The 21,397-nt window shown below is 47.8% G+C and carries 16 protein-coding genes; 6 read left to right on the forward strand and 10 right to left on the reverse strand.

Annotated elements, in window-relative coordinates; genetic code table 11:
- The first annotated feature begins 74 nt into the window (after window positions 1–74).
- The 6 genes from EJV45_RS14775 to EJV45_RS14800 all read left to right on the forward strand — a co-directional run bounded on the left by EJV45_RS14775 (window position 75) and on the right by EJV45_RS14800 (window position 8,773).
- Window positions 75–575, forward strand: coding sequence for a CAP domain-containing protein (locus EJV45_RS14775; RefSeq protein ID WP_129716694.1), 501 nt, complete (start codon window positions 75–77; stop codon window positions 573–575).
- Window positions 576–861: 286 nt separating this feature from the next.
- Window positions 862–1,404 (forward strand): RNA polymerase sigma-70 factor, encoded by a 543-nt coding sequence (locus EJV45_RS14780; RefSeq protein WP_129716696.1) that lies wholly within the window; start codon window positions 862–864, stop codon window positions 1,402–1,404.
- A 97-nt stretch (window positions 1,405–1,501) separates the two neighbouring features.
- Window positions 1,502–2,488 carry a FecR family protein gene (locus EJV45_RS14785; RefSeq protein ID WP_129716698.1) on the forward strand — a complete coding sequence of 329 codons (987 nt, stop codon included), beginning with the start codon at window positions 1,502–1,504 and terminating at the stop codon, window positions 2,486–2,488.
- Window positions 2,489–2,527: 39 nt separating this feature from the next.
- Entirely contained in the window at window positions 2,528–5,908 is a 3,381-nt protein-coding gene (locus EJV45_RS14790; RefSeq protein WP_129716700.1) for a TonB-dependent receptor, read from the forward strand.
- A gap of 6 nt (window positions 5,909–5,914) precedes the next feature.
- Window positions 5,915–7,756: a RagB/SusD family nutrient uptake outer membrane protein gene (locus EJV45_RS14795; protein WP_129716702.1), complete on the forward strand. Its 1,842-nt coding sequence runs from the start codon at window positions 5,915–5,917 to the stop codon at window positions 7,754–7,756.
- Window positions 7,757–7,792: 36 nt separating this feature from the next.
- Entirely contained in the window at window positions 7,793–8,773 is a 981-nt protein-coding gene (locus EJV45_RS14800) for a discoidin domain-containing protein (RefSeq protein WP_129716704.1), read from the forward strand.
- Window positions 8,774–8,885: 112 nt separating this feature from the next.
- On the opposite strand, the gene EJV45_RS14805 is transcribed toward EJV45_RS14800, so the two are convergent.
- The 10 genes from EJV45_RS14805 to EJV45_RS14850 all read right to left on the reverse strand — a co-directional run bounded on the left by EJV45_RS14805 (window position 8,886) and on the right by EJV45_RS14850 (window position 20,264).
- Window positions 8,886–9,959, reverse strand: a complete 1,074-nt coding sequence (locus EJV45_RS14805; protein WP_129716705.1) for a PA0069 family radical SAM protein — start codon at window positions 9,957–9,959, stop codon at window positions 8,886–8,888.
- A 51-nt stretch (window positions 9,960–10,010) separates the two neighbouring features.
- Window positions 10,011–11,222, reverse strand: coding sequence for a carboxypeptidase-like regulatory domain-containing protein (locus EJV45_RS14810; RefSeq protein ID WP_165305067.1), 1,212 nt, complete (start codon window positions 11,220–11,222; stop codon window positions 10,011–10,013).
- Window positions 11,223–11,317: 95 nt separating this feature from the next.
- Window positions 11,318–12,136: an enoyl-ACP reductase gene (locus EJV45_RS14815; RefSeq protein WP_129716709.1), complete on the reverse strand. Its 819-nt coding sequence runs from the start codon at window positions 12,134–12,136 to the stop codon at window positions 11,318–11,320.
- A gap of 96 nt (window positions 12,137–12,232) precedes the next feature.
- Complete coding sequence (gene recN, locus EJV45_RS14820; RefSeq protein WP_129716711.1) at window positions 12,233–13,888, reverse strand: DNA repair protein RecN; 1,656 nt, start codon at window positions 13,886–13,888, stop codon at window positions 12,233–12,235.
- A gap of 136 nt (window positions 13,889–14,024) precedes the next feature.
- A complete protein-coding gene (locus EJV45_RS14825; RefSeq protein ID WP_129716713.1) occupies window positions 14,025–16,274 on the reverse strand; it encodes a M56 family metallopeptidase in 2,250 nt (749 codons plus the stop codon).
- 10 nt (window positions 16,275–16,284) lie between these two features.
- Window positions 16,285–16,668, reverse strand: coding sequence for a BlaI/MecI/CopY family transcriptional regulator (locus EJV45_RS14830; RefSeq protein WP_129716715.1), 384 nt, complete (start codon window positions 16,666–16,668; stop codon window positions 16,285–16,287).
- A gap of 170 nt (window positions 16,669–16,838) precedes the next feature.
- Window positions 16,839–17,744 carry a DUF4835 family protein gene (locus EJV45_RS14835; RefSeq protein ID WP_129716717.1) on the reverse strand — a complete coding sequence of 302 codons (906 nt, stop codon included), beginning with the start codon at window positions 17,742–17,744 and terminating at the stop codon, window positions 16,839–16,841.
- A 33-nt stretch (window positions 17,745–17,777) separates the two neighbouring features.
- On the reverse strand, window positions 17,778–18,977 hold the full coding sequence (gene coaBC / locus EJV45_RS14840) for a bifunctional phosphopantothenoylcysteine decarboxylase/phosphopantothenate--cysteine ligase CoaBC (protein ID WP_129716719.1): 1,200 nt from the start codon (window positions 18,975–18,977) through the stop codon (window positions 17,778–17,780).
- A gap of 30 nt (window positions 18,978–19,007) precedes the next feature.
- Window positions 19,008–19,334: a DNA-directed RNA polymerase subunit omega gene (locus tag EJV45_RS14845; protein WP_129716721.1), complete on the reverse strand. Its 327-nt coding sequence runs from the start codon at window positions 19,332–19,334 to the stop codon at window positions 19,008–19,010.
- Window positions 19,335–20,264, reverse strand: a complete 930-nt coding sequence (locus tag EJV45_RS14850) for an outer membrane protein assembly factor BamD (RefSeq protein WP_129716723.1) — start codon at window positions 20,262–20,264, stop codon at window positions 19,335–19,337.
- Window positions 20,265–21,397 lie beyond the last annotated feature (1,133 nt).

Below are 21,397 nucleotides of genomic sequence, written 5' to 3' on the forward strand. Positions count from 1 at the left end.
CGCAGACAAGAAGGCCGCCTGAGACATCGGGCGGCCTTTTTTTTGCATGGCATTAAAGTTGTTCGATTTAATATATGAGAAGTGTTGTATTATGGGGCGCGGCGTTATGTACTATGTTGCTGGCCTGCGCAAAGGCAGAGATAAGGGCAGACAATCCCGAGCCTGATATGGATATCAACCTGAACAAGTCGGTGCTACTGAATAAGGTGAACGAGATCAGAGCCAGCGGATGCAAATGCGGACAGACAACCATGCCGCCTGTTGCTCCTCTAAAGTGGAATGACCTGCTTGCTTCAGCCGCCCTGAACCATAGCAAGGATATGCTTCGCAACAACTTTTTTGACCACACATCAGCCGACGGCCGTACCCTCGGAACACGGATTACGCAGGCAGGCTATGTCTGGTCAGCCGTAGGCGAAAATATTGCACTGGGTCAGCGGAACGAAACGGAAGTTTTCAATTCCTGGTTAAACAGTGAGGGTCACTGCAAAAATATGATGAGCGCAAAGTTCAAAGAAATGGGTGCAGGCCGTGCCGGCAACTACTGGACTCAGGATTTTGGCAGCCCCCGCTAATTTGCATTTTATCACTACAATTTATCTCAGCGCTATCTTGTTACGCAAACGTTTGAGTTTGCTGGTAATAACCTGCGGTTAATTGAGGACAGCGCTCGCGTTCCTTATTTCATAACACCTGATTACGATTTACGTCTTTGATTTCAAGGGACGGTGATTTTTCAACAGCACGGTCTGAAAATCAGCAACTTTTTAGTCAAACGTTTGCGCACTGCTGATTGCTAAACGCCATATTTTTCTGCTTAGATTCGATGAGGAACCGATTATAAACCTCTTCTGAATCAGCATGATTGATACAGGAACGCTTACCGAAGCAGCAGTGAAAATGCTTTTTACGCAGCATTATGCCAAGCTGGTGTCTTTCGCTGCACGTTATGTAGAACGTGATGCGGCTGAAGACCTCGTGCAGGACGTATTTGTACAGTTGCTTCAGAAATGTGGCAAGCTTACTATCGGCCTGACGCTGGAAGCCTATGTATACCGGGCAATAAAGAACAAATACATCGACCTGGTAAGAAAGCGGCATACCGAAGACAGGAACCGGGAAATGTTGATTAAACTTGCTGAAGCTGAGTTTGACAACGAAACCGAAAAAAACGAAATCTTACTTGAAGCCGAGCAACGCGATAAGCGGCTCGCAGCCGCTTTGCAATCGCTTCCGGATAAATGCCGCCAGATTATGGAATGCCGTTACGTTGAGGGAAAGCGTGCGAAGCAGATTTCCGACGAGTTGGGAATTTCAACCCGGACAGTAGAAACACATCTGTATAAAGCGGTCAGGCAGCTAAGAGTTGCACTAAGGAACGTGAGCCTATTCTTTTTTCTCTAATCAACCAATCCACATAAATGGGGAGCCCGGAACTTTTCCGGGTTTTTTTATACGTAGAAACAGAAGTTTCCACGTCAAGAATGGTATACGACCCGAAATGGAACCAAACGAACCAGACTTTCTGCTCCTCACCAGATTTATCGATCAGCAGACAAGCCCTGAGGAAAATGAGAAAGTACTTGCCTGGCTTAACGCAAGTGAGACCAACCGCCTGCTTTACTACAAACTGAAGTCGGTTGCCAGCAGATTACAGCTAGCTATTCACGCCGAGCCGGATGACCGGGTCTGGCAACGTATAAAAAAGGCTGCTGCGCTACCGGAAAAGGCAGGGCACGGAAGGACACGTTTCCTACGCTACCTTGGTTATGCAGCTGTCCTGTGTCTGCTTGCATGCTGCGTACTGCTGTACCGTGCAGGTCGAAAAGAGCACTGGATTTCGGTTGTGGTGTCAGAAAACAGCAAAACCCGCAGGATACTGCTTCCGGATAGTTCTGAGGTATGGCTCGAGCCGGGAGCCCGGCTGTCTTATCCAAGTGAATTTGATCCGCATGGGCGAAACGTCATCCTTCAGGGAAACGCATTTTTTGAGGTGAAAAAAGAACAAGACGTCTCCGGAAGCAGGAAGCCCTTCAGCATAAAAATGAACAATATGCAGGTAAGTGTGCTGGGAACCTCATTTCATATTTATGACGGGCTGCAGGAGCAAATGGTTCTGGTAAAGACCGGGTTGGTTAAGGTTCATCGTTCTGCCGCTTCAGTTAGCCTCATGGCTGGCGAGGCAGTGCGCCTTCAACGCGGAAGTTTTAAAAAACTGAGGTTTAGTGCGGCCCTTTCTGAAGGTTTATCAACAGGTAACTACCGCTTTGATGGGACCGGGATCGATGAGCTTGCTGTGCTGCTTCAGGTGGTTTCAAAATTACCTGTACGCATTGTGCAGCCAGGCAGGTTTTCAGAGGTACGGGTTTCAGGCAGGATAACAGCAACAGAGGCAGATAAATTGTACAGCATCCTGGGTTTGATGATCGGCGCAAAGATCGAAAAGGGCCAGAAGGAAATCGTAGTGAGACATGCTCCCAGCAAATAACAGGTTACGCGACAACCAACTATACTAAAACCAAAATCAATGAAGATCAAATTTTTACTATCCTTTATTGGAATGCTGCTGCTTTATCATCCCCGGGTAGCCGCGTTGCCGCAACAGGACGCATTGGCTTCCAAGAGCGCCGAACGCCGACCGGGACACAGGCAGCAACCAGGACAGGCTGACCTTTCAGCCGCTATCGAACTGATGTTTAAAAAATATAAGATCAGCATCGTGAGTACGCAAAATGGCCTGCAGGCATTCCGGATCCCAACAGCGGAACTTGAAGGAGGTGCAGCTACGGCGCTGCTTGCGTTCAGCAACCACCTGCGCGAATCGGGATTCGACCTGGGCAAGGTTGACGACCGGCAGTTTGCAGTCGTTCGAAAAGCGGAGCAACCGGCAGGGAAAAAACCCTTAACACAACTCCGCGTTTCAGGGGTAGTCAGAAATGAATTGGGCCAGGGTATGCCCGGTGTTACGGTAAGGGTTAGCCGCAAACAGCGAAACACAATTACGAGCCCGGAAGGCGCTTACTCAATCGAGGTCGAGCCAACAGACTCACTGGAATTTACATATATCGGTTACCGCCGGCAGCAGGTTGCGGTTCGGAACAGGATTGATCTGAATATTGTACTTGTTCCCGAAGAAGGCAGCCTGGACGAGGTAGCGATAGTAGGATTTGGCCGCCAGAAAAAGTCCAGTCTTGTTGGTGCCCAGGCCACCCTGAGACCGCAGGAACTTAAATTGCCCGTTCGGGATCTTACATCTGCTATCGCCGGGAGGCTTGCGGGTGTGGTTGCTTATCAGCGCGGGGGCGGTCCGGGAGCTGACGGAGCAAACATATTTATCAGGGGAATAGCCACTTTTGCTTCCAGTCCGCAATCGCCATTGCTTGTGGTTGACGGCGTACCGGACCGGTCTATCAATAACATCGACCCTGAAGATGTGGAAAGCTTCACGGTACTTAAAGATGCCTCTGCAACGGCTATTTATGGAACCCGGGGTGCAAATGGTGTAATTATCATCAATACGAAAAAAGGAAAGGCGGGAAGTCCGGTGGTAAACGCTGAGTTCAACTCGGCGCTGACCGCTTTTACGGCATTGCCAGACTTTATCGATGCGCCGACGTTCATGACGCTTTACAATGAGGGACTGACTCAGCGCGGCAGAACGCCGCTCTATTCTCAGCAGCGCATTGACCAGCATGCATCGGGTGTTGATCCTGATCTTTATCCGAATGTAAAATGGTATGATGAGCTCTTTGAAAAGTATGGAAACAACAGACGTGCTACGCTGAATATAAATGGTGGTTCTGAAAACGCTGCGTATTATATTTCTGCCGGCTATTACAATGAAGTGGGCATGTTCAAGCGGGACCAGGTGCAAAGCTATAACTCGGCCCTTAAACTGGACCGCTTCAATTTTACCAGTAATGTTGATGTAAACCTGACCCGGTCTACTAAACTTGCCTTTGGACTTACCGGCTTTATTACAAACCTTAATCAGCCGGCCTTCGGCGTAAACCGTATTTTCGAGCTGAGCACGCAGACTGCACCGCATGTTATTCCGGCAGGCAGATATTCGAACGGGCAATGGCCACAGCTTGCAGGTACCGAGCAAAGTCCTTCCATGGCACTTACACAGTCTGGTGTAACCAATACGTACAACAATACCATCCGTTCAAATATCAAAGTTACGCAGGATCTCGAGTGGCTGACAAAAGGTTTGAACATCTCCGGCATGTTTGCTTTCGATGTGAATATTGACAATAACCTGAGCAGGTCGCGAACGCTGCAAACTTACTGGGCAACGGGGCGGGGTGCCGACGGAAATCTCCAGACGCAAATCACAACGGCCGGCACAAATGCATTGAGCTTCAGTATCAGCCGGTACGGCGACCGCCGATTTTATTCAGAAGCCTCGCTAAATTACGCCCGAAAATTCGGGCAGCACGACCTGTCGGGTCTCTTGCTTTTTAACCAGTCAGATTTCAGCGATGCAACGGCACGTGTCTCAGATATAGGTTACAAGGCAGCTATTCCGTATCGTCAGCGCAATTTTGTAGGCAGGGCAACATATGGCTATCATGACCGGTATTTTATTGAAGGAAACTTTTCTTACTCAGGTTCAGATAATTTTGTTCCCAGCAGGCGCTTTGGCTTTTTTCCGTCTATCGGTGCGGGCTGGATTGTGTCAAATGAGACCTTTTTTGAGCAACTCAAATCTGTCTTTCCGCATTTTAAACTACGATATACGTATGGCGTATCCGGAAATGCGGCGCTGTCTGATCCCAATTTCCGGTTCCTTTACCTGACAACGATTGGTGAAGGAGGAGATTACAGTTTCGGTGAACCCGGAGCAGAACAGGATTTCAGGGGTTACTACGAATCGCGCGTAGGCGGCAATGTGCAATGGGAAAGTTCTTATCGCCAGAACCTGGGTATCGAGATCAATTTCCTGAACAACGATCTTCAGCTTATTGCAGAACTATTTAAAGAAGACAGGCGCGGTATTTTAATGCCGAATCTCGTTATTCCCTACAATTCGGGCTTTACCGAGGGCAACATTCCATTCAACAACATTGGCAAGACTGCCAATAAAGGACTTGACCTGACATTAAACTATTCAAAAAACTTCAGTGCAGAAAACTTCTTCAGCTTCAGAGGCACGTTCAACTACAATGAAAATCTTGCTGTGAAAGACAACCTTCCTCCCTGGCGCTACGAATACCTGAACCGGGTGGGACAGCCGATCAGCCAGCGGTTTGGCTATATCGCAACGGGACTGTTTCGGAACCAGGATGAAATAGATAATGCGGCAATTCAATCGGGCGATGTACGGCCGGGAGACATTCGGTATAAAGATCTCAATGGCGATGGGATCATCAATTCAAATGACATGACTGCAGTGGGTTATGGGGCAGTGCCGCGGATTATTTACGGCCTGAATTTCGGTGGCGGATTTAAAAAGTTTGACATCAGCCTTTTCTTCCAGGGCGCTGCCCTAGTGGATTTTAATTATGCCGGGGGGTTCGGGACCACACCGTTTTCACAGGGATCATCCTACGGAAATATGTATACCCAGATACTGAACAGGTGGACCCCGGATAATCCAGACCCACGCCCGTTTTATCCCCGGTTGTCTACAAATCAGGATGCAACGACAAACTATTATTCTAGCACCTGGTGGATTCAGCGTGCAGACTATCTGAGGCTCAAAAGTGCCGAGCTGGGCTATACTTTCGATCCTGAATTTTTGAAAAAAGTGGCCATGCGCCAGCTCAGGATCTATGTGAATGGTACGAATCTGCTCACGTTTTCGCGATGGAAATTTTGGGATCCCGAGCTTGGCGACGGTGATGGCGCAACCTATCCGAACATCACCACTTATAACGTTGGCTTACGTGCAAACTTTAAATAAGGAAAAATGAGAACATCATATTCAAAATTATTTTTGACAGCTGTGTGCTGCCTGTTGTTAACGGCACCGCAAGGCTGTAAGAAAGGGTACTTTGACAGCGTGCCCGATAACATTCTTACAATCGACGACATCTTTGTAAACCGCGGCCAAACGGAACGATGGCTCGCCGGGCTTTACAGCTCAATTCCCGATCCCTGGAATATGCCCTATGCATTCACGCTTTCCATTACAAGTGATGAGCTGGATGCCAGTAACTGGACAAATCCCGGCATAAACAGTGGGGCGATTACCCCCGACGACAACCCATCTGGCCAGAATGCGTTTTACGAGAAAATCCGTCTTTGTACGATTTTCCTGGAAAATATTGATCGCAACGAAGAGATCAGATCTCAGGTGAATGGCGCCGAGCTTATTCAACAATATAAGGGTGAAGCACGGTTTATGCGGGCTTATTATTATTGGCTGCTTATGAAGCAGCTGGGCCCGGTTGTTATTGTCCCGCTGAATTCTGCCAAACCGGAAGACAACTTCCAGATACCACGAAGTTCCTGGGATGAATGCGTTGCTTTTGTGCTTGAACAGATGGAAGAAGCGAAAAAAGAGGTTCCCTTAAATAACTACCTAACCGGAAGTACCAGCGAATTGGATGCGACCAAGGCGGGACGGATCAATAAAATGATTATCTCGGCGGTGCAGTCACAGATACATCTCTATCATGCCAGTCCGTTGTTTAACGGCAATACGGAACTGTCGGACTTTCGAAATCTGGATGGAAAACAGCTGTTCAACCCCAGTTATGATGCGACCCGGTGGAAAAAGGCGGCCGATGCAGCGCGGATAGCGATTGATCTCGTTGAAGCTAACGGAAAAAAATTATACCAGGTAGCCGACGCAAATCCGTTCAGAGCCGCCTTCCTATCCACCCGCAACCTGTTCTGGGACGGATGGCGTGATGAGGGCATCTGGCAGAGAACCGCTACGCTGATCAGGGATTATTGGGAAGTGCATGCAGCGCCCCGCTCTACACAGGGGACAGCTTTCAATGGCCTGGCTGTTGTTCAAAATCTGGTTGACGATTTCAGAATGGCAGGTGGCGCAGCGATAACGGCAAGTTCTGCTTACCGCGAAGACACCTACGCCAGCACGGGCACATCTTATTATGTTGCAGGTACAAATACGATGTATACCAACCGCGAGCCGCGTTTTTATGCAAACATTACCTTTAACGGCGCGCTGAACCCGGGCGTTCCCAAAACCGGTCCTGAAAATGCGAGGGTTGAGTTTTTTAATACCGGTACTTCTGGCAAAGATGGCGCGCCGCGCGATTTCCCCAAAACAGGATATACAGCCAGGAAGAACATTCACCCGACTTTTAGTGCGAGTCCGCGGATCACCGTTGACAGACCCGCCATGCTGATCAGGCTTGCTGAACTTTACCTGAATTACGCTGAGGCGCTCAACGAAGCCGAGCCAGGCAATCCTGATGTGCTGAAATACCTGAATGCCATTCGCAACCGTGGCGGATTGCCTTCGCTCTCAGCGGGGCTGTCGCAAGGCGAACTCCGTAAGCAAATTCGTTTGGAACGCCGCATTGAACTGTGTTTCGAGGGCGGCCACAGGTATTATGACGTAAGAAGATGGAAAATAGCCGATCAGCCGGGTTCTAACCAGGGCGGCCAGTTTTATGGTATGAACACTGACGCCGGCACGTTTTTGTCAGATCCTGCTTTTCATGTACGTACGGTTGCCTTTACGCGTGCAGCCTGGCAGCGGCGGTTTTATTTCCTCCCTTATGGACAGAATGAGATGGACCGCAATAAACAACTGGTTCAATTTCCCGGATATTAATGCAATTGGTCGAAAGATCGTTTTAAAATAAAAGACATGTTCAATAGTTACAAATCGCTATATGGCTGCGGATTGCTGGCCTTGTTGCTACTTACTGCCTGTGAAAAAAACGAACGGTATACCGAAGAGACCGGTTCAAGAGCAAATGCGCTTGTGTTTGCGGCGCGCGCAAATAAGGGCGTTCACAATCTTGCAATTTTTCCCTACGCCGATACGGCCAGAACTTTCAGGTTTGCCGCCGCTGTAGGAATGGTTGGCCTGCCGGCCGAACCGATACAGGTTACCTTTGCGGAAGATGTTCGCGCCTTTGACAGCCTGAACCGGCAGCGGCTTGCCGCCGGCCAGGAACCGTACGAACGTTTCCCCGCAGACGCGTTTTCATTTGACCGGTTGACAGTCACCATCCCCCGGGGTGGACAGACTTCAGATATGGTGACACTGAGTTATTTCGCTAAGAAGTTTGACTCCGACAAAGATTATCTCATGCCGGTTAGCATTACAAGTGCCGCTGGTTATGCAATCAATCCGACAGTCAGAACGGTCATCATTATTGCTCCGCGGCTGAGCGAGCGTCTTGCGTCAAAAACCGGATGGCTGGCGACTGCGAATTCTGAGGAGCTGGAAGGAGAGGGGGCAACCAATGGGCGCGCGGCTGCGGCGATCGACGGGGATGTAAATACGTTCTGGCATTCTGTATACACCTCTGAGGGTGAACCACCTTACCCGCACTGGATCAGTATAGACATGAAAGAAACTATTTATGTAACAAGGATAGACCTGGCGCCGCGTCAGGATAACCCTGACGGCTTTGGCAGATTTGACATGGAAGGCAGTACGGACGGTACAACCTGGATAACATTAGCTGAAAACCTCCGGTTCGACCCTACAAATAAGGCGTTTCAGAAATTTCAGATACCTCCGGCATTTTACCGCCATATCAGGATCAGGATGCTGGAACCCTTTAACGAGGAATCCAGATCAACTCATCTCGGTGAGATAAATGTCTACCGTTATTAACGAGCAGTAAAGAAAGCACTTTTACGGTTTTCCCCTGCCAATCTGCCCCGTTAGTGCTGGCAGGTGGAAGATCGATCAGCCTGGTTCACTGTCAAACAGGGGAGTGAAGACATTATCCAAATAAGCTCATCTGCGAGCCGGGAATACGAAATAATGAAGAATCAAGCCGGATCTCTTTTGTATTGAGCAGGTTGAGGCGGCAGTGAAGTTTAAACAGATCACTGATCATCTTTGCGATATTGCCCTCTCCGCTCATTCTGGTGCCGTAGCGGCTGTCGTTCACTTTACCGTCATGACAACTCTGAATCATATGCCATACTTTGTCAAACCGGTCAGGAAAATTTTTGCGTAACCAATCCTCGAAGATTTCTCCGATTGCTCCGTTTAGTCTAACCATGGTGTATCCGGCACGCTGCGCGCCGGCGTCTGCGGCGCTGCGCAACAAGTCGGGAATTTCGTGGTTGTTCAGACCCGGGACCATTGGCGCTGTCATGATTCCCGTCGTAATTCCTGCTTTACTAAGGGCGGCCATGGTTTTGAAGCGTTGCCTTGCAGTTGCGGTTCGCGGTTCCATGGCCAGTCGAAGTTTCTCATCGAGGCTGTTTATGGAGAAGTAAACAAAAACCAGGTTCAGCTTCGCCAGCTCACTGAGTATATCCAGATCGCGGAGTACAAGCGCGTTTTTAGTTATCATACCGATCGGCTGGCGGTAAGCAAGCGCAATCTCAAGCAGCTGACGGGTGAGGCGGTATTTTCGTTCGGCGGGCTGGTAACAGTCTGTATTTCCTGAAAGCGAAACAGGTTTGGCATCCCAACCTTTTTTTTCCAAAAATTTTTTGAACAGCGCCGGGGCGTCCTCTTTTACAATAATTTTTCTTTCAAAATCAAGACCGGCGCTATATCCCCAGTATTGGTGAGAGTTCCGCGCATAACAATAGGCGCAGCCATGTTCGCAGCCCTGGTAAGGATTTAACGAGTAAAACATACCCACATCCGGACTGTCAACCTTGTTAACGATCGTTTTGGATTTTTCGAAGATGAAGGAAGTCCGGCGGTCATGTTCTTCCCAGTCGTCTATGCCTTCTTCGTGTTCTTTTACATAATCACCTTTTATAAAATGATTGTGCGGATTAAGCTGCGCGCCGCGGCCTTTAAAATATGCTGGTTTGTCGTTCTCCGCTTCCATACTTTAAAATTGCTAATATTTTTAGTAATTTTAAAGTCTCTTTTTCCACAATTATCGTTTATCAGCGGGAGGACTGTAGTTCATCGGCAAACTGTCTGCAATTTTTTCCCAGGACCATACACCTTCGAAAAGCACGGAACGCGGATCTGCAACTTCGCCATTGCTGTAGAAATAGAGTGGGTACTTAATTAAGTTGACAAGCGATACCTGGTAGTTGGGCATATCAGGAGGCCGGTTGATCGACATGCCAAGGCGGGCCCGGAAAGAGTCGGTTTCGCGCTCCCTGGTATAAACGATATACAGGATGTCGGCATAGGGAACAAACTTCAGATCTCCGTTTAATGTTCTCACCAGGGTGTCAGACCGGACCGGTTTACGGTTTAAAATGCGTATTTCTTCAGGTTCATTTTTCATACGCATCCAGTAACCAATCGAATCGCCAGCTGTGATGATGACTTTGTTTGATGGGCCGCGTGCGGCACGCAAGCGCGCCAGATTTGCATCGATGAGGCTATCGGGCAGCCGGTTTGGATTTCGCCTTGGAATAAGTTTATGGATCAGGAAGCCCTGCTGCTCTGTTGTGCCCTGGTACAACGCGCGAAAAAAGTGCTGCGTTGAACCGTTATAAGCGACCAGCCGCTTCTGTATGTAACGCCGCATGCGCGCCGGAGAAGCCGGAAGGTCTTCGTAGGTCGGTAAACCCGAGTAGTAAACGATCTTGCTGCGCATGTCGAATTCAAATTCTTTCAGCAGGTATTTTATCCGGTAACCCAGCGACTTATTCTCAATGATCAGAAACTCATCTGCATTTACGGTAAGCACCCGGGTCTGCGGATCAAAATGTGTCCGTAACACATCCTCGTTTGAAATTCTGCAGTTTTCGGCGTTTTCTGTCATTCCGATAAAACTTTCCCGGAAGATGCGAAGATGATTAAGCCGGTCCGGATCGGGCCTGATAACCACCTCGCTCAGATTTGTAGGATTTTCATCGAGCAGGATCTCGATGTCAAGAGCATTGTTGCTCACAGTTACCTGTCTGCTCGCCGGCAAATAACCTATCATTTGCACAAGCAGATCGTACGTGCCGTTTCTGAGTGGCGGCAGTGAAAAACGACCTTTATCGTTCGCTGCCGTACCTAGTTTGTAGCCACTGACATAAACACCCGCACCCGGTAAGACGCCGCCGCTTTTTGCTTTAATTATGCCCGATATAACATAACCTTCCTGCGCACGAACGATATGGCAGCAAAATAGAAATGACATGACAGTGAACAGGCGAACAAATCCCATATTGTAAATTAACTAATTATTTAGTTTTATCACAACAAAAAAAAGTTCCCGGGGGAACTTTTTGTCTTTTATTGAGTTTGAATACCCATTTTTTCAAGTACTTCTGAGCTCACGCCGGTTGTCGAGTAGCCCCCATCGTGAAACAGGTTCTGCATGGTAACCATACGGGTCAGGTCTGAGAAAAGCGTTATACAGTAGTCAGCACAAGACTCCGCGTCTGCGTTACCCAATGGGGCAATGGCGTTTGCATAGTCGAAGAAATCTCCAAAGCCTTTTATACCGGTACCGGCCGTCGTTTTGGTTGGCGACTGAGACACCGTATTGATCCTAACCTTTTTCTCTTTACCGTAGTGATAACCGAAGCTACGCGCGATCGACTCAAGCATGGCTTTTATATCAGCCATATCGGTATAAAAAGGGTAGGTGCGCTGTGCAGCCATATAGGTCAGTGCCACTACGCTGCCGCCTTCAGAAATTGCATCAAGTTTTTTTGCAACGCTCAGCATTTTGTGGAATGACATAGCCGAAACATCGATTCCTTTGGCAAAGTAATCATAGTTTGATTCGGTATAGGGAATGTTTTTTCTGATATTCACACTCATTCCGATAGAATGCAGTACGAAATCGATTTTTCCGCCAAGCACTTCCTGGCTTTGTGTAAACAGATTAGTAAGTTCATCAACATTTGTTGCGTCAGCAGGAATAATCTCCGAACCCGTTTTTTCTGCCAGATTTTTGATCTCACCCATACGCATGGCAATCGGCGCATTGGTCAGCACAAACGTGGCGCCTTCTTCATGTGCTTTTTCTGCCACCTTCCAGGCGATTGAGTTCTGATCGAGCGCGCCTGTGATGATGCCGCGTTTACCTTTTAATAAGTTATACATGTTGTTGTCGTTTTTATTTCAGGGGCAGGCCTGAGCCAGCCGGTCCGCTATTTTTACACCCGAAGGTACATTATTTCTGGGATTGTTGCAGCGAGATCAGGAACCAAGTAATTCGCGTGCATTCTCAAGCGCAGAAGCACCGGGGTTTTTGCCACTCAGCATCTCAGCAATTGCAGCAATTCGCTCCTCATGCCCAAGTTTGCGAATACCAGTGGTGGTACGCTCTCCGTTATCTTTTTTATGTACAAAAAAATGAGATTTCCCGCGTGCTGCAATCTGCGGTAAATGGGTAATACAAATTACCTGAAGGTTTTCAGCCAACTCATCCATCACCCGACTAACCCGCAGTGCAGTTTCACCGGAGATACCGGTATCAATCTCATCAAATATAATTGCGGGCAGAGAATTGTGGCGGGCAAGGATGGATTTTATGGCCAGCATCAGGCGGGAAAGCTCACCTCCTGAGGCAACCTTGTTTACGGGCGCCGGCGTTTGTCCGGCGTTAGCCGTAAACAACAGACTGATCTGATCTGTCCCGTCTTTGCTCAATGCATCCAGGCTACTTAACTGGAAAAGGGTTTGTGCGCCCGGCATGCTCACTGCGCCCAGCAGTGAAGCAAGTTCTTTCTCCACGCCGGGGATGGCCTTTTTCCGGTTTTTGCTCAGTTCAGCGGCCTGTTTGAACAATGTCTTCTCGAGTTCGGTAATTTCTGCTTCAAGTGCTTCGATTTCTGCATCAGACGACTGCATACGACTCAGGTTCTCAGAAAGCCTGGCCATGACTGATATCAATTCTTCCACACCCTGTACGCGGTGCTTCTGCTCGAGGCCGTAGATGAGGTCCAGTCGCTGCTCAAGGTATTCAAGCCGCTCGGGGTTTAGTTGTGCCTTTTCTTCCAGGCTGACAAGTTCGTCGCCGAGATCCTTTATTTCGATCAGTACCGAACGCAAACGTTCGTTTACGCTTTCAAAGTCCGGCCCGAATTTTTCGATTGCTGAAAGTTGCTGTATCGCCTCTTTAACCTGCACTGCTACAGCCTGGTCGGCATCATTAAGGATACCGCTTGCCGCATACAACGACTTTTTGATACGTTCTGCATTGTTTAGCTGCTCCAGTTCCTGTTCATGCGTTTCTTTTTCTCCTTCCTGCAACTGTGCGGCTTCCAGTTCATTAAACAAAAATTGTTCGTAATCCTGGCGGCTGCGGCTGTCTGATGCCTGCTCCTGAAGTGTGTTCAGCCTGCTTTTATTTTTCCTCAGCTTCAGATAACCGCTGCGGTAACTTTCCAGCAATGCACCGTGCCCTGCAAGTGCGTCAATGATAGACAACTGAAAATCACTGTCATTCAACTCGCGCGTGGCGTGTTGGGAATGAATGTCAACCAAATGTTCGCCCACCTCTTTCAGCGTTGCCAGGTTAACCAGTGTATCATTTATGAAAGAACGGGACTTGCCATCAGTAGAGATCTCGCGCCTTAAGATATTTTCCTCGAAAAAGTCAAGTTCATGTTCATCAAACAGGGGGCGTAAGGTATCATCCTTCAGGAAAAAGTAACCTTCTATGATACACTTCTTATCCTGGTTGAAGAAGTATTTGCTTTCTGCGCGCTGGCCCAGAATGAGCGATAGCGCCCCGATCATAATCGATTTACCGGCACCTGTTTCACCGGTAATCATGTTGAGACCGGCATCGAAAGTGATGTCCAGCTCATTGATCAGGGCGTAATTCCGAATGGAAAGTTTCTGCAGCATATATCCTGCTAAATTACTACAAAGCGGGTAGCTTTCAAAAGGACAGCGCACGAAAAAGGCCATGCCTGAAGTTGGCACGGCCCCCGTTCATATTGATTGTTTGTGTGGAAAAAGCCTTTGTGATTTGTCTTAGCTGTTATTGTACTTTCCGTTTCTCTTCTGCAAGTTTCTTACGAAGTTTCTCAACATCTTCATTGTATTTCCGCTGTAGCTCCTGGTATTCTTTGGTTTCGCCCAAAGCTTTCAGCTCTGCCATTTTTGCTTTCCATTCAGGCGAGTCAAATTTTCTGCGCAGACTTTCGGCCTGCAGTTTGAGCTTCTCCTGATTGGCCCGGAAAGCGGGCGATTCAATTTTTTTGCGTATCGAGTCGCTCAGTTTAAGTGCATTCTCATGCTGCTTCTTCCACTCGGGTGAGTTAAGTTTCTCTGTCATCGACTTGATATGTGCCTGGAATTCCGGCGTATTCACGCGGGCCGCCATGTCCTGCCCGATTTTCTCCCATTTAGCCTGTGCCTCTGGTGAGTCAAATTGTCGGCTCAGATCTTCAGCCAGCTTTTGCCAGTGTGCCTGGGCTTCGGGCGAATTAAACTTCTTTTCGATGTCTTCGCCCATTTTTTTGAAGCGGGCCTGTGCCTCGGGGGAATTATAATGTTTCTCGATGTCATCGCCTAATTTCTTCCACTTTGCCCGGGCTTCGGGCGAGTTGAAGCGTTTTTCCATATCTTCGCCGAATTTTTTCCACTTTGCCTGTGCATCGGGCGAATTGTATTGTCGGTCAAAATCTTCATCAATTCGTTTTATCTGGGCCCGCATCTCCGGGGAATTGAAGCGCTTCTCCATGTCTTCGCCAAATTTTTTCCACTTTGCCTGTTCTGCTGGCGATTCAAACTGGCGCTGTATATCGCGACCGTATTTCTCCCATTTCGCCTGCTCCTCCGGTGAGTTGAAGCGTTTTGCCAGGTCTTCGCCCATTTTTTTCCATTTAGCCTGCTGTTCAGGGGAAGCGAACTTTTTTTGCATGTCTTCGCCAAATTTCTGCCATTTGGCACGTTCCTGAGGCGAATTGAAATGTTTTGTGATGATGATTGCCTGCTTTTGCAGCGCGTTCAGGTAAGCGGAATCGGTTACAGACCGTACAATGTTACTGACATCATCTGCAGAATAAACAGCAGCTCTAAGGCTGTCAGGCAGCTCAGCCAGTGAACGATACTCATGTGTGCGTCCTTTTGCATCAGTGGTGATGATCCGGATCTGTCTCTTTTTTCTGCTTGTGTCCTGAACGATGTTAAGATTCGTTGACCCGAAAGCTGCCACTGCGGCATCTCCCTCTGTCGCAACGAAAAGTTTCAGGTGCTTATCCGCCTGTTTTTTAACATATTCCTTGCGCGGACTTATCCAGGCAACAGAGAAGATGCAAGCCAGGGCGAACGTCAGCGCTGCCAGTTGGTGTTTAATATTCAAATAGTTCGTTTTCATGTTTGTAATGCGTTTAATGCGCTGGTACAGATGCTGCGGTTGGCCGTTAGCGGCCATTGCCATTGCGGCCGGCTGTTCCGTGTCGCGGATAATTTCAAGTTTTAAAAGTGTGTGCGCATAGTCAAGTGGCTTGTTCGTATAATTCAGCACGAAATCATCGCAGGCATGCTCCCTTTCAATATGCACGAACCTGCCGGCCAGCCAGACAAACGGGTTAAAAAATAAAATGGTCTCGATCAATGTTTTGACCAGGTTAAGCAGGTAATCGTTTCTTTTAATGTGCGATAATTCATGGATCAAGATAGCTTCGACCTGTTCGGCATCCATCTGGGAGACCAGGCTGATTGGAAACAGCACAACCGGTTTGAGATAACCTGCAACCATAGGAACCTTGATCAATGCCGACAGGCTGAAACCGATATTTCTTTTCAATCCGATTGCATGTTTTACCCGGTCAAAGATCAGTGACCATTCTTCAGGGACAGGCTGAAGGCCGCTTTTCCTCAGGTTATTTAATCTCCCGTATCCCTTCAGCACAATAAAAACCTGCAATAGCATACCAAGTACATAGGCGGCTACAATAGCCGGGAAATAGGCTTCCGCTTTCTGTGTAAAGGAAAGAGGTAATTCCCATGGTTTCTCTTTTAGGAGGTGCTGTCCGGTAACCTGTACCGGCGCGGTTACCACAACAGTATTTGCACGTTCAAAATACAGCACAAATGTACCCGCAAAAAGCGCAAACATCAGGACAATAGATCCGAACGCGAGGTTATACCGGATACGGGCCCGCATTTTGGGAAAACCCACCATGATGATAAATAAGATGCCATAAACGGCTGCACCCTGCCAGAGTGAGTTTAAAATGCTCCAGCCAAACGCTTTACTGAGACTTTGAAAGAGAGATTCCATAACCAGGTTGTTATTTTTTGTTTTCGAGTTCGTTCAGATACGCTCTAATCTCATCCAGTTCCTGTTTGCTGGCCGTCCGGTTGCCTAATGCCTGCATAACAAGGCGCGATGCCGAGCCATTAAAGATATTGCTGATCATCTTGCTAACCAATTGCTTCTCAGTTTGGTCCCGGCTGATCTTTGCCCGGTAGATATGGGTCTTGGAACTGGCGTCCCGGTCCACAAGACCTTTCTCATACATGATCTGCATCAATTTGAGGGTGGTGGTGTACCCTGCCTCCTTTGATCTGGCAAGCACTTCGTGCACCTCGCGCACCGAGGCCTCATTCCTGCTCCACAGAATCTGCAGAATTTCCATTTCACTTTCAGTCGGTTTGACGTTGTCCTTGCTCATGCTGAATATACGAATAGTTTCGTATAACAAATGTACGAATGGTTTCGTATAATCAAATATCTTGTTAGGGAATTTCGACGAGCTGGCAAAAAAAATCGACAAGCCGCCCCTGCAGGCCGACCATAACGTGAGCAGCCGGGAGCATTTTTGACTACCGGAGCACCGGCAAGCTAAGGTGTTCTTAACTTCTCGTATTTTGCTGTGTTAGCCGGGTCGATCTCGTTCAGGAGGTTAAAAGCACGCATACGGATGGGCTGTTCTGCGGTAGCGAGCACCCCGGTTATTTCGTCGGCCTTTGATGCGAAGTAGACATTTGGAAAAATAGAACCAAGCTTTTGTTTGTCAAGTGCACCAAGTTCCAGCAGTCCTTCGAGCACGCTGTTGACACCCTGAGTACGGTTTGCGGCCAATTGATCGAGTCCCCTGAAATGGTACGCATAAATAAAGTTTCGGAGGAGTTCAAAGTTCTTGTTAGTTAGATTTTCATTCAGCCAGAACCGGTTCCTTAATCCATCTGAAGCGCGCCAACCGGCACCACCCGAGGTCTGTGCCAGATTGATGACGTTTCTAGCCTTCAGATAATAGGGAGAACCCCCGAGGCTGGAAAAACTATCCTTATCCAGTCCGATAATCGTATAGGCATAAAAGGAAAGAAGTGAACTTAAATTCGAAATAAAGGTGGTCTCAGAAAAGTCGATCGTCTGCCCATCGCTGTAATTAAAATCAAAATTGGGGTCGCTCATGTTGAGCAGTGTTGCATTGTATGAAGTACCGTAAACAGGGCGGCTTGACTGGATCTGGGCCTGGGCCTTATAAGCTGAGCCGCCATCCCAGGAATTGATGGTGATGACCAGGATACAGTCTATCCGTTCCTGCGGTTGATAGGCTTCGCTACTGAACTTGTTATTGTTTAAAAAGTCGCGAACCACTTTCTGAAGCTGCTCCACTGAATTTTTATTGATGTTCGGCACAGTAGGGGCAAGCACCTGCACGCGAGATAACAGTTCCTGAGCAGCAAGATGTGTGCTGAAGGAAAGCAAAAGTATTGTACAGAAACAGCGAAGTATTGGTTTCATTATCACGCCAGGTTTCGACAAGCAGGAAGGTGTTTAGTTCGGTACTAAAGTCAGGATCGCTGCGCAGATATCCTGTGCCACGCCGGTTTTTGACTTCAGGTCAAAAGCTGATTTTGTTCCGTTCCTGTTAAAGATCGTGATTTTATTTGTATTTGTACCAAAGCCCGCACCGCTGTCATTAAGCGAATTTAAAACGATGAGGTCGAGGTTTTTTCTCTCAAGTTTGGATAAGGCATGTGCTTCCTCGTTTTCGGTTTCGAGTGCAAAACCGACGAGCAGTTGTTCGTTTCGTTTCTGAGAACCAAGCGTTGCCAGGATATCCTGCGTTTTCTCGAGGGTGAGCACAAGTGTTTCGTCCGCTTTTTTTATTTTCTGATCCGCAATCTCCGCCGGGCGATAATCGGCCACTGCAGCGCTCATCACAGTGATGTCGGCAGTTTCAAAATGATCAAGACAGGCTTTCAACATCTCTTTGGCTGAGCGGACATCGATGCGTTTGATGACATCAGGTGAAGGCGGTGTTCCCGGGCCCGCTACGAGTACGACGTTTGCGCCGAGCCGCGTGAGTTCGTGGGCAACAGCCAGTCCCATTTTGCCAGACGAATGGTTTCCGATAAATCTTACCGGATCAATGGCTTCGTAAGTAGGACCAGCCGTAACCAAAGCGGTCTTACCTCTAAGTGGACGTTCCTGCTCAAATGCCGATTGAAGAAAGGTCATGATCTGTTCAGGCTCAGCCATTCGTCCTTCGCCGGCGAGGCCGCTTGCCAGTTCACCGCTTCCAGGCGGGATCGTTATTACTCCATAGTTCTGAAGCTGCTGAACATTTGCGCGCGTGGCAGGATGAGCCCACATATCGAGGTCCATTGCCGGTGCCATGTAAACAGGACATCTTGCAGAAAGGTAAACAGCAGAAAGCAGGTTGTCGCAGAGGCCGGTAGCCATTTTTGCGAGGGTATTTGCAGTTGCCGGCGCGATCAACAGCAGATCAGCCCAGAGGCCCAGTTCCACATGATTTGCCCAAACGCCGGTTTCGGGATCGAAATAGGAAGTGTGGACGGGGTTTTTAGACAGGGTAGCAAGGGTAAGCGGCGTAATGAATGTCTCGCCGCCTTCGGTTAGAATAACCTTGACGTTTGCGCCTGCTTTAACCAGCAGCCTGACCAGAACGGCCGACTTGTAAGCGGCAATGCTGCCGCAAACGCCAAGGATAATGTTTTTATGTTGAAGCATCTTACAAATGCCGGGAGCAAAACGGGCTCCTTATTTTTGCTCTTTTGCAGGGTTTCTGTGGTAAACCTTTTGGTTCAGGAATTCGTCCATGGCAATCAGCGAAGGTTTCGGCATACGCTCGTAGTGTTTGCTGATCTCGATTTGCTCACGGTTCTCAAAGATCTCTTCCAGGTTATCGTTTGATGAAGCGAACTCGGCAAGCTTGCCATGCAGCTCTTCTTTCATGTTGTTCGAAATCTGGTTTGCGCGTTTTGAAATAATCACGAGCGACTCGTAGATGTTTCCTGTAGACCGGTCGAGGTCATGCACATTCCTGGTTACCGTAGTATTTGGTACAGACGATTTAATTGTATTCATCTAGTTGCTTTTTTTAAGAATTGTATTGTTAAGCACGGTATCAGGCTTCTTCGTTCTTTCTAGGAACGATTTGTATTTGGCCTGGTCTTCTGCCAGGGCAGCCAGGTACTTTTTAGCCGATTCTATGCCTTGTTCACTTGCTTTTTTAAGGTCTTCCGCGTCTTTTGCGTATTTACTGTTTTTATGCGCTTCTGTAAAGTCGTTGTAAAAGCCGATGGCTTCGGTATAACGCTCTTCCTGGCGGCTCTCGAAGCTGTTTTTTGCGTACAAGTATTGTGCCTTGATAATCAGAAAGTCCATTTCTTCAGCATACTTGATATCGGGGTAATCGCGCTGAGCATTTTTAAACGCGGTAACCGCTGCTTTATAGTTCCGGATATCATAATCGCCCATATCCAGATACATTTTGGCATTTGCAAAGGCCTTGTCTTCCAGCTTACCGCGAAGGTCTGAAATAAGTTTGCTGGCCTGCGCTACGCGCTCACTTTTTGGATAAAGGTTAATAAATAGCTGAAGCGCATCGATCGCCTTATAAGTGTTCTCCTGATCTAGCGTTGCATTAGGCGAATCCTGATAATAACAGAAGGCACTCATGTAACGGCACTCTTCAGCAAACTGACTGCTCGGATAAGTGTCAGCAAAAAACTTAAACTGGTAACGGGCCGTTGTGTAATCCTTTAAATGATACAGCGTATAGGCATAATGGTAGTTCAGGTTTTCAGCCCCGGAGATACCGCGGTATTTTTGCGAAAGCTCTTCAAACAAGATCAAAGCTTTGCTGTAATCACGTTTGCCGTATAAACGCATGGCTTCCTGATATTTTTTTGTCAGGTTGTTGCTGAGTCTGATCTTCTCAAACCTGGATTTACACCCGGCGAAGACCATACAAGCCATCATGAATACAAATAATACGTGCTTAATTTTAAACATTTTGCAAAGATAAGGTAATAATACGACAACGTCAATAAAAACAATTGGGGGCTAAGCTACCCAAAGTGTGGCATCAGGCAAAGTGGTTAACATTATTTAACAGTTGCTGACTGCCAGTCCGAAGTTTAGTCCTGCTGCATAACTTCAGATAAGTGAGGTTGTAGACCGCAAACTCTGCTCAAGATTGATATGGCAGCGAGGCAACGCGCATGGTGAGCATGTTCGTTGGGTGGGGCATTCATTATATGTATTTATATGGTTAATCTGAACTCGCTAAAACTCAGGTGTAATAATACTGGTTTACCATACTACCGCTGCGCGTGATGCGAAGCGCACCGGTATGTGCACCTGAATGCATGGTTGCATAGGATATGCCTTATATATAAGGTGTACCTTTTATATATAAGATGTACCTCGCGGGATGAAACAGTTGGGGTATGATTTCGCCGCGAAACAACCAATTTGCACAATTTGTTTGCATCTCTTAAAAATTTTTCTGTCCGATAATCAGCTAGTTAGCAAATCGGATGAAAAATTAACCTGGAGGGTGTTGCACAGGAAGGGAAATGTTTCTACTTTTGCACTCCGCTTCGGAAGGAAGGGGGCGCCGGAAGAAAAGGCAACAGAACAAAGGAAACGGCGTTTTTAGTCATTTTGAAGGGTTTGAAAAGCAGCAGCGGAACATTGATGCAGGTAGAGGAAGCGCGATGAAAATAAAGAATGTTTTTTTTAGAACTTCTTTGCAGGAATCAAAACAATTTCTACCTTTGCAGCCCGGTTCGGAAGGAACGGGGAAAATGAAAAGCTGAAGGGGGTAAGAGAAGAAAAAAATAAAATCTTTTTCTTTGCGAAAACAAAAAGATTCTTACCTTTGCAGTCCCTGAACGAAAGGAAGGGAAAACGGAAGCAGCGGATGTTGCGGAAGTAAATAAAAAAGATTGAAATCAACGCCTTGAGAAGAGGGAGCTAAGGCCGGGACGAACAGACCCGGAGGCGGTAACTAAAGGGAGAGGGATGAAGTTGAAAAGATATAAAAAACGGCAGCCGCGAGGTAAAAGATAAGCCGGAAAAGTTCTTAAAAGAGATGTCAATGTAGCGTGGCGAGGTAACAAGGTATTTACCCAAGTACAGGG

Origin of the sequence: Pedobacter sp. SYP-B3415, from assembly GCF_004138205.1 — a bacterium.
Taxonomy (GTDB): domain Bacteria; phylum Bacteroidota; class Bacteroidia; order Sphingobacteriales; family Sphingobacteriaceae; genus Pedobacter.

Excerpts from the sequence above, each read along its gene's own strand:
- EJV45_RS14795 (WP_129716702.1), top strand. The coding sequence starts at position 5,915 with ATGAGAACATCATATTCAAAATTATTTTTGACAGCTGTGTGCTGCCTG.
- EJV45_RS14780 (WP_129716696.1), top strand. The coding sequence starts at position 862 with ATGATTGATACAGGAACGCTTACCGAAGCAGCAGTGAAAATGCTTTTT.
- EJV45_RS14790 (WP_129716700.1), top strand. The coding sequence starts at position 2,528 with ATGAAGATCAAATTTTTACTATCCTTTATTGGAATGCTGCTGCTTTAT.
- EJV45_RS14835 (WP_129716717.1), bottom strand. The coding sequence starts at position 17,744 with ATGAAACCAATACTTCGCTGTTTCTGTACAATACTTTTGCTTTCCTTC.
- coaBC (WP_129716719.1), bottom strand. The coding sequence starts at position 18,977 with ATGCTTCAACATAAAAACATTATCCTTGGCGTTTGCGGCAGCATTGCC.
- EJV45_RS14845 (WP_129716721.1), bottom strand. The coding sequence starts at position 19,334 with ATGAATACAATTAAATCGTCTGTACCAAATACTACGGTAACCAGGAAT.
- EJV45_RS14805 (WP_129716705.1), bottom strand. The coding sequence starts at position 9,959 with ATGGAAGCGGAGAACGACAAACCAGCATATTTTAAAGGCCGCGGCGCG.
- EJV45_RS14815 (WP_129716709.1), bottom strand. The coding sequence starts at position 12,136 with ATGTATAACTTATTAAAAGGTAAACGCGGCATCATCACAGGCGCGCTC.
- EJV45_RS14850 (WP_129716723.1), bottom strand. The coding sequence starts at position 20,264 with ATGTTTAAAATTAAGCACGTATTATTTGTATTCATGATGGCTTGTATG.
- EJV45_RS14800 (WP_129716704.1), top strand. The coding sequence starts at position 7,793 with ATGTTCAATAGTTACAAATCGCTATATGGCTGCGGATTGCTGGCCTTG.
- EJV45_RS14810 (WP_165305067.1), bottom strand. The coding sequence starts at position 11,222 with ATGTCATTTCTATTTTGCTGCCATATCGTTCGTGCGCAGGAAGGTTAT.
- EJV45_RS14825 (WP_129716713.1), bottom strand. The coding sequence starts at position 16,274 with ATGGAATCTCTCTTTCAAAGTCTCAGTAAAGCGTTTGGCTGGAGCATT.
- EJV45_RS14785 (WP_129716698.1), top strand. The coding sequence starts at position 1,502 with ATGGAACCAAACGAACCAGACTTTCTGCTCCTCACCAGATTTATCGAT.
- EJV45_RS14775 (WP_129716694.1), top strand. The coding sequence starts at position 75 with ATGAGAAGTGTTGTATTATGGGGCGCGGCGTTATGTACTATGTTGCTG.
- recN (WP_129716711.1), bottom strand. The coding sequence starts at position 13,888 with ATGCTGCAGAAACTTTCCATTCGGAATTACGCCCTGATCAATGAGCTG.
- EJV45_RS14830 (WP_129716715.1), bottom strand. The coding sequence starts at position 16,668 with ATGAGCAAGGACAACGTCAAACCGACTGAAAGTGAAATGGAAATTCTG.